Raw genomic sequence first — 8,361 nt, 5'->3', positions numbered from 1 at the left:
GGATGGACGGGGTATCAACATATCTGGCGTTGACTTTTGGCACGCTGTTGAGTTCTCAAGGAACGGACGCTTCCTTCAAGACCGTCTCACCGGTCCCTCCGGGCGCTTCCTTCGTTTTCTAGCTTAGCAGACCTTTTGAGTGGTCCGTTTCGCCGTTCTGCGTTCCGTCTTCGCGTTCCGTTTCCGGCCCGTTCCGACGGGTGAAACTCTAGCGGATTTCGCTCAGTCGAGCGAATTTCGCCGCATTCCCTAGAAAAGGACATGACGAACCAGAGGTCGCATGTTCAGTGCTTTCAGAGGGGATGGCTACCTCAGGACCGGCCGCGCTCAGCGCGTTCGGGGCTCCTGTTCCGGCAGCTCGACGTACATTAGGCGGCTGGTGAGACGATGTCAAACCGGTTACTGACGGACCGTCTGGCGTGTCGTGGGGAGCACGAAATCGCACCAGACGGCCTTGCCGCCGTCGGGGGTGCGACGGGTGCCCCAGCTGCTGGCGATGGTCGCGATGATGGCGATCCCGCGGCCCGACTCGTCCGCGGGTTCGGCGCGGCGGCGGCGGGGGAGGTGGTCGTCGGCGTCGGTGACCTCGACGGTGAGCCGGCGGTCGGTGCGGCGCAGTCGAAGGCGCATCGGTGGGTGGCCGTGGGTGAAGGAATTGGAGACCAATTCGCTCACGGCGAGGACGCCCAGGTCGAGAAGTTCCTCTCCCAGTCGCCAGCTGGAGAGCACTCCTGTGGTGAAGGCACGGGCGCTGGATACCGCCTCCGCTCCGCCGAGCAGGTCGAGCGATGCGCTGCGGAACAACTCGGCGGTCTCGGAGTCCCGCTCGGGGAGCTGGAAGACCAGGGCTGCGACGTCGTCGTCGTGGTCGGGGGTGACTCCCATGGCGCGGAGCAGTCGGGCGCAGATGACATCGGGGCTGCCGGTCGCGCCGGCGAAGGTCGCGGCCAGGGCGTCGAGGCCCTCGTCGATGTCCTGGCCCCGGCGTTCGACGAGGCCGTCGGTGTAGAGGACGCCGGTCGCACCGGTGCCCATGGCCACCGTGGCAGAGGTGTGCAGCCAGCCGCCGGTGCCGAGCGGCGGACCGCCGGGTTCCTCCGGACGGACGACGGAGCCGTCCGCCTCACGGATCATCAGTGGGAGGTGACCGGCCGAGGAGTAGGTGATGCGCTGTTCGCTGGGGTCGTAGACGGCGTAGACGCAGGTCGCGATGAGTGTCGCGTCGATCTCGGAGGCGAGGCCGTCGAGGAGTTGCAGGACCTCGTGCGGCGGCAGGTCGAGTCGGGCGTAGGCGCGGACCGCCGTGCGGAGCTGGCCCATGACGGCGGCGGCGCGCATTCCGCGGCCCATGACGTCGCCGATGACAAGAGCGGTTCGGCCCCCGCCGAGGGTGATGACGTCGTACCAGTCACCGCCGACGGCCGCGTCCGCTCCACCGGGTTGGTAGGTGGCGGCGACGCGGAGGTCGTCGGGCTGTTCGAGCTTCTGCGGGAGCAGGCTGCGCTGGAGCGTGACCGCGGCCTCGCGGTGGCGGCGTTCGCTCTCGCGGAGGCGTTCGGTGACCTGGACCTGGTCGGTGACCTCGGCGCCGAAGACGAGGACGCCGCACACGTCGGCGGCGTTGGTGCTGCGGCGCAGCCCGCTGAAGGGGCTGCGCGGGCTGGTGGTGACGCGTCCCGACTGGTGTTGGTGGGTCGCGGCGAGGGCGGTGATCTGCTGGCCCAGGTCCTCGTCCTCACGTACCGGGGCGCAGACGAAGGTGTAGTAGCGGGGGCGCTCGGAACTGGTGAACGAGGGGTTGGTGACCTTCCGAGCCTTGACCGTGCGGGGTCGTCCGGTGCGGAACGCCTGGTCCATCAGCGGAAGCAGGCCCAACTCCTCCAGCTCGGGCATCACCTGGTGTGCCGGGACGCCGGTGGGGCGGTATCCGAACACGTCGGTGTAGGCGCGGTTGAGGTAGCCGAGGCGGTGTCCGGGGCCGTAGCTGACGGCGACCAGGGCGGGGAGGTGGCTGAGGACATCCTGGACTGTCGGCTGGTCATGGGGGTCTGCGAGTTGCCGGGCGTCGCGCGCCTCCCTGTGCGCCGGCGTGTCCCTCGACGCGCTGGCCCTCGACGCGCCGTCCCTGGCTGCGCTGACCCTGGCTGCGCCGTCCCTGGACGCGGGGGCGTCGAGGAGCTCCCTGGCTGTGGGGACCCCGATGTCGGCGGCCCGCGCCTCAGCGGGGTGAATGCCGCTGCCGACGCCGTCGCCGGACTCCGTCAACCGTGACGGAGTGGTGGCGCGTCGCTGTCCTCCGGGGAGCCGGGCGCTCCAGCGCGTGAGATTCACAGGACCTTTCCTGGCATGTCGGTCGGCAGGCGGCGCGGCAGCGCTCCTCATGAGCAGGGCGAGCCGGTACGCCCGGACCAGTGTGGCTGATGTCTCCGGCGGGCGACATCATGCACTGCCACTCTGAGGAGATCCCCATCACGGGCACCTCCGGCATTCCCTCACTCGTGCTCTTGGCCCATGACGGTCTCGAATCCGGCGCGGGGCTGTTCCAAGGCGCCCATCGACACGATCTCGCGTTTGAGCAGCCCGGCCAGTACCCAGTCGGCGAGGACCCGTGCCTTGCGGTCCAGTGTCGGCACGCGCCGCAGATGGACCGCACGGTGCAGCAACCAGGCGGTGCGTCCGTGCAGGGCGCGCCCGCGGAGCTGGGCGACGCCCTTGTGCAGCCCGAGGGAGGTGAGCGAGCCCTTGAGCTCGTGGCGGTACTGCGTGACGGGCTCCCCGCGCAGCTCCGCGATCAGGTTGTCGGCGAGGACGCGGGCCTGGCGTACGGCGTGCTGGGCGTTGGGCGCGCAGCACTCTCCTGGGCGGGTGAGGTCGGGTACGGCCGCGCCGTCACCCGCCGCCCAGACTCCGTCCGCGCCGATGACCCGAAGCGTGGCGTCGCAGCGCAGGCGTCCCTGGGCATCGCAGGGCAGACGGGTCTCCCGCAGGACCGGGTTCGCGCGGACGCCCGCCGTCCAGACGAGAGTGCGGGCAGCGAAGCGGCTGCCGTCGGAGAGCGACACGACGCCGTCGACGACGGACTCCAGGCGGGTGCCGAGCCGTACTTCGATGTTGCGTCCGCGCAGTTCGGCAGTGGTGCGCAGGCCGACCTCGGGTTCGGTCTCGGCGAGGATCCGCTTCCCGGCCTCGACCAGGACCCAGTGCAGGTCCTCGGCCTGGACACCCGGATAGTGCCGGGTGGCGTAGCGGGCCATGTCCTCGAGTTCGGCGAGCGCGCCGGTGCCCGCGTACCCGCCGCCGACGAAGACGAAGGTCAGCGCGGCCTCGCGGAGTGCCGGGTCGCGGGTGGAGGAGGCGAGGTCGAGCTGCGCGAGCACGTGGTTGCGCAGCGAGACAGCCTCCTCCACGCTGTGGAAGCCGATGCCATGCTCGGCCAGGCCGGGCACGGGCAGCGTGCGGGCGATCGCTCCCGGGGCCAGGACCAGCAGGTCGTAAGGAAGTTGCAGGTCGCGTTCGGGGTGTCCGTGCACGGGGGCGGGGACGGTGACCGTGGCCGAGCGCGCGGTCGGGTCCAGCGCGCGCAGCCGGCCGTGGACCACCGTGGCGTGGGTCAGCACGCGCCGCAGCGGGACGATGACATGCCGCGGGTCGACCGCCCCCGCCGCCGCCTCGGCCAGTAGGGGCTGGTAGGTCATGTAGGACTTGGGGTCGACCAGCGTGAGCTCGGCCTCCCCCGGTCGCAGGCGCTGCTGCAGCCGCAGGGCGGTGTAGAGACCGACGTGGCCGCCGCCGACGAGGAGGATGCGGACGGGCGGTGCTGGCGGTGCTGGTGGGGTGGTCACCGGTGTCACCGGTCCATTTCGCACCTTCGACGGCTTCTTGTACATAGTCCACACACGATCCGATGCAGCGGATTCGGCGAGTGGGGCGAGTAGAAGGACCCGGAATGTCCGGGGCCGACTCCTCTCATCAGCGCAGATGCCCTACGCTGCGGCTCGACCATGCTGTGCGCGCGGCGGATGCGAGGGTACCCAATCATTGGGAAGGCCCCTGTTCTGTCTGATCCGCTCTCAACTATGGTCGAGGAGTCTGTGAATCGGTACTCGGTTCGCTACATCGTGTGCACGTAGGGGGGCATCGCGGAGGTCGGGGTGCCCACGGGGGGAGGAATCGTCATGGTTCAGCAGGAGCATGTGCTTTCGCATCTGACGGAGCGGCCCATTCCGGAGCAGCGGAACGGCCGCTCCGGTGCCGTCACCAGCGGTACGGGCTCCATGAACAGCGGCAACGGCCCAGGGGGCGGCCGGCTGCGGGTGGATGCGCGACGGAATCTCGAGAGCGTGCTGCGGGCGGCGCGGGAGGTCTTCGGCGAGCTCGGGTACGGGGCGCCGATGGAGGAGGTCGCGCGCCGGGCCGGGGTCGGTGTCGGCACGGTGTACCGCCGTTTCCCCAGCAAGGAGGTCCTGGTCCGGCGGATCGCGGCGGAGGAGGTCGCCTGGCTCACCGGGCAGGCGCTGGACGCTCTGAACGGGGATCCGCAGCCCTGGGACGCGCTCGCCGGATACCTCTCCCGGGCGGTCGCCACAGGTGCGGGACGACTGCTGCCGCCGGAGGCGTTCCGGTATGCGGAGCGGATGGACCGGGTTCCGACCCGGCGCGGCACCGATGACGTGCCCTCACTCGAGGTCGCGGGCACGGGCGCGGGCACGGCTACGGCCGCGGGCGCGCCCGGCGGCGAGGGTGAGGGCGATGCGGATCCGGCGCGGCTGCTGGAGTTGCTGGCGCGGCTGGTGGAGCGGGCGAGGGCGGCGGGCGAGCTGCGCGCCGGCGTGACCGTCTCCGACGTGGTGCTGGTACTCACGGCGTCGGTGCCCTCGTACACCGAGCCGAGTGCCGCCGAGGGCGGAGCGGCGGGCGGGTCGGACGCTGCGGGCGCGGTTCAGGGTTCCTCGGCGAGGCTGTTGCGGATCCTGCTCGACGGGCTTCACGCGGACGGGTGACCGCCCGTCCCTGGTCGCCGCGTAGACCGCCTGTGCGCCAGGCGTTCGGGTTTCGCGTTCCCTCTTCCCCGGAAGAGTGGTTGGCAGGCAAAGCGACCTCGCCGCAGGCGTCGTCGTGGGAGCCTTTGTCCGTGGATCGACACGGGGGCTGCCATGCGCGGTGACGGCCAGGACGAACGGCCCGCTGACGGTATGGGGGCGGACGGCTCGGGAGCCGACGACGCGCTTGCCGACGACGCGCGGGTGAACGGCCCGCGCATGCACGACGTGGGTGCGGGCGGCGCCAAGGTGCCGCCGCAGGGTCCCCGGCATCGTGCCGGGGACACCCCCGCTGCTCCCGCCGCCACCGTTCCGCCCCCCGGCGGTCCTGTCGACGAGGAGGAGCTGCCGCCCTCCGACGCGCAGCTCACGGCGGCGGTGCGGGCCGGGGACGACTCCGCGTTCGAGGAGCTGTACCGGCGGCATGCCGCTGCAGTACGCCGCTACGCCCGCACGTGCTGCCGGGACTCCTTCACCGCGGAGGACCTCGCGGGCGAGGTCTTCGCCCGTACGCTGCAGGCGCTGCGCGCGGGCAAGGGCCCCGGTGTCGCGGTGCGTGCCTATCTGCTGACGGCGGTGCGCAACATCGCCGCGACCTGGAGCAGGAGCGACCGGCGCGAACAACTGGTCGACGACTTCACCCTGTTCGCAGCGACCTCAGCGGCCGTCGCCGACGTCAGCGTCACGGATCCGGGCGCGGACGCCTGGGCGATGGCCGAGATCGACCAGGCCCTGGTGGTGCGGGCGTTCAGCCGTCTCGACCCCGACGACCGGATGGTGCTGTGGCACACCGAGGTCGAGCGGGAGCCACCGCGCGAGGTGGCCGTCCTGCTCGGGAAGAGCGCGAACGCCACGGCCGTGCAGGCACACCGGGCCAGGGACCGGCTCGCCACCGAGTTCCTGCAGGCGCACATCTCCGACACCCAGGAGTCGGCGTGCGAGGCGTACGCAAGCAGGCTGGGCGCCTTCGCCCGGGGCTCGCTCGGGAAGCGGGCCTCCGGTGACGTACGCGGGCACATGAAGGAGTGCGACCGCTGCTCGGCCGCCTATCTGGAGCTGGTCGACGTGAACCACTCCCTGCGGGAGCTCCTCCCGGTGGGCGCGCTGGTGTGGGTCGGCTCCGGGTATTTCACGGCGCTCGTGGCGGGGCTGGGCGCGGGCGCCGCGGCGACAGGCGCAGGGGCCGGGGCCGGGGCGGCCGCCGGCACCGGTGGAGGGTCGGGAACGGCGACCGCCGCGGCCTCGGAGGGGCTGGGGGTTCCGGCGAAGGCGGGAATCGCGGCGGTGGTCACCGTTGCCGCGGTCGCCGGGGTGGTCTTCGCCCTGTCGGGGAACCAGCACAAGGTGCCGCCTCCAAGACCGCAGGCGGTGCGGGTCTCGCCGAAGCCGGTCGCTCCGGTACCCCGGCCGCCTGCTCCGCCGACGCCCGTCGCGGCTGCGCCGTCAACCGGGCCGGTGCTGCCGGCGAGGGTCCAGCAGGCGCTCCGCCCGGTCGCGAAGCCGACACCGAAACCGGTGCTGCAGCCGAGTCCGAGACCGAGACCGGCCCCACAGCCGACCCCGACCCCGACGCCGACGCCCGCGCCGAGCCCGGTGCCGGCCGACTACTCCGTGGACGCCCTGCCGTTCAGCGGCTCCGGCACGACCAGCGGCCCCAGCCTGGAGGTGAATCCGGGCACCTGGGTATGGCAGCGGAGCAACGGGGTGCGGGTAGGTGGTCGCGCCTACCGGCGTGGAGTCACCGTCCACGCGCCCTTGTCGGTGACCGTCGACCTGAACCGGCCGTGCACCGAGTTCGACGCGATGGCCGGGATCGACGACATAACGCTGGGCCTGGGTGCGGTCCGGTTCTCGGTGCTCGACGCGACGACGGGGAACACGCTCTGGCAGTCCGCGGTGATCGGCGGCGGGGACCCGGCCGTGCCGGTGAGCGTCGGACTGCAGGGCATGACGGCGATTCAGCTGGTCGTGCAGCGGGCTGACGGACAGCTCATCGGGAACGTGGCGGACTGGGCCGACGCACGGTTCAGCTGCCGCTGAAGGCGCGTCAGACGGCGCAGCTCTCGTCGGTGCAGGTACCCGCCGGGTCGGCGTCGACGGCGGCTGCGCCGGTGGCCGCGGCCTGCTCCAGTGCCCGGAGGAAGGTGGAGCTCTCCTGGGCGCCCTGGACGGCCCAGGTGTCGTCGATGACGAAGGTGGGGACCGAGGTGATGCCCAACGCGCGGGCCTGCTTCAGCTCCGCCTCGACCTCGGCGGTGCCTTCGGCGGACGCAAGGAACGCGGTCACCCGGTCACGGTCCAGGCCGGCCGCCACCGCGACGTCGGTGAGTGCGCTGAAGTCACCCACGTCGACGCCCTCGCTGAAGTGCGCGGCGAGCAGCTTCTCCTTGAGCGCGTGCTGCGTGGGCAGCCCGTACTCGGCGGCCGCGAGCCACAGCAGGCGGTGGCCGTGGAAGGTGTTGACATGCAGGGCGGCGTCGAAGTCGAAGGTGATGCCCTCGGCGGCTCCGAGCGCGGTCACGCGGTCGTCCATGGCACGGGACTGGGGTCCGTAGCGGTCGGCCAGCCAGGCCCGGTGCGGGCTCGCCTCAGCGGGCGCGTCGGGCACCAGCTGGTACGGGTGGTAGACCACCTCGACCTGCTGGGGGAACGCGGCGAGGGCGCGCTCGAAGCGGTGCTTTCCGACGAAGCACCAGGGGCAGGCGATGTCGCTGTAGACGTCGATCTTCACGGGACTCCCCGGTTCGGTCCGGCTCCGCCGGTTCAACTTTTCCTGTTCAGTCAGGTAAGTGAACAGACGGCCGGGTTCCGGTATTCCGGGCGGGCACGACCAGGACCGGGCAGCCCCCGTGGTGCACCAGCGCGGTGGCCACCGAACCCAGCAGCAAACGGGCGAAGCCGCCGTTGCCGCGCGCGCCGACGACCACGGTGTGGTGCAGGTTGGACGTGGCCAGGAGGATCTCGACGGGACTGCCCAGGACGACGTGCAGGCTGGGCGCGGCAGCAGCGGGATGGCGCGCCTGAACGGTGTCGAGGGCGCGCACGGTGACCTCCGACATCCCCTGCAGTAGCCGTTCCACGCTCTCCTCGACCAGGTCGGCCATGCCCGGGGAGTAGCCGCCCGGTGCCGGGTTGACGACGGCGACCACATGGAGCGGCAGGACGAGGGCGGTGGCCTCGGTGAAGGCCCGGTCCAGTGCCCACATCGAGGCGTCCGAACCGTCGACGCCGACGACGATGCCGGGCGGCCCGGCGGGCGGCTTGCGGGAGACGGCCGGAGGGGACGCGAGCGGTGGCATGACCACCATGGTTGGGCCTGGAA

General features: G+C 71.7%; 6 protein-coding genes. 2 read left to right on the top strand and 4 right to left on the bottom strand.

Annotated elements, in window-relative coordinates; genetic code table 11:
* Positions 1 to 399 precede the first annotated feature (399 nt).
* Together ABIA33_RS35850 and ABIA33_RS35845 are read right to left on the bottom strand one after the other, a co-directional pair.
* A complete protein-coding gene (locus tag ABIA33_RS35850; protein ID WP_370087962.1) occupies positions 400 to 2,331 on the bottom strand; it encodes a SpoIIE family protein phosphatase in 1,932 nt (643 codons plus the stop codon).
* Between the two features lie 161 nt (positions 2,332 to 2,492).
* Positions 2,493 to 3,842 carry an NAD(P)/FAD-dependent oxidoreductase gene (locus ABIA33_RS35845; RefSeq protein ID WP_370087960.1) on the bottom strand — a complete coding sequence of 450 codons (1,350 nt, stop codon included), beginning with the start codon at positions 3,840 to 3,842 and terminating at the stop codon, positions 2,493 to 2,495.
* Between the two features lie 432 nt (positions 3,843 to 4,274).
* Between ABIA33_RS35845 and ABIA33_RS35840 the strand changes: the two genes are divergently transcribed.
* Both ABIA33_RS35840 and ABIA33_RS35835 read left to right on the top strand, forming a co-directional pair.
* Positions 4,275 to 5,000: a TetR/AcrR family transcriptional regulator gene (locus ABIA33_RS35840; protein ID WP_370087968.1), complete on the top strand. Its 726-nt coding sequence runs from the start codon at positions 4,275 to 4,277 to the stop codon at positions 4,998 to 5,000.
* A 153-nt stretch (positions 5,001 to 5,153) separates the two neighbouring features.
* Positions 5,154 to 7,079 carry a sigma-70 family RNA polymerase sigma factor gene (locus ABIA33_RS35835; protein WP_370087958.1) on the top strand — a complete coding sequence of 642 codons (1,926 nt, stop codon included), beginning with the start codon at positions 5,154 to 5,156 and terminating at the stop codon, positions 7,077 to 7,079.
* 7 nt (positions 7,080 to 7,086) lie between these two features.
* On the opposite strand, the gene ABIA33_RS35830 is transcribed toward ABIA33_RS35835, so the two are convergent.
* Entirely contained in the window at positions 7,087 to 7,770 is a 684-nt protein-coding gene (locus tag ABIA33_RS35830) for a DsbA family protein (RefSeq protein ID WP_370087956.1), read from the bottom strand.
* Positions 7,771 to 7,816: 46 nt separating this feature from the next.
* Positions 7,817 to 8,338: a universal stress protein gene (locus ABIA33_RS35825; protein WP_370087954.1), complete on the bottom strand. Its 522-nt coding sequence runs from the start codon at positions 8,336 to 8,338 to the stop codon at positions 7,817 to 7,819.
* Positions 8,339 to 8,361: the final 23 nt, after the last annotated feature.

Origin of the sequence: Streptacidiphilus sp. MAP12-16 (assembly GCF_041262165.1) — a bacterium.
In the GTDB taxonomy this organism is placed as follows: Bacteria; Actinomycetota; Actinomycetes; order Streptomycetales; family Streptomycetaceae; genus Streptacidiphilus.
Note: the sequence above shows the minus strand (reverse complement) of the source record. Positions and strands in the feature narration are given on the sequence as shown.

Coding starts and splice junctions, on each gene's coding strand:
- ABIA33_RS35840 (WP_370087968.1), top strand. CDS start 4,275: ATGAACAGCGGCAACGGCCCAGGGGGCGGCCGGCTGCGGGTGGATGCG.
- ABIA33_RS35835 (WP_370087958.1), top strand. CDS start 5,154: ATGCGCGGTGACGGCCAGGACGAACGGCCCGCTGACGGTATGGGGGCG.
- ABIA33_RS35825 (WP_370087954.1), bottom strand. CDS start 8,338: ATGCCACCGCTCGCGTCCCCTCCGGCCGTCTCCCGCAAGCCGCCCGCC.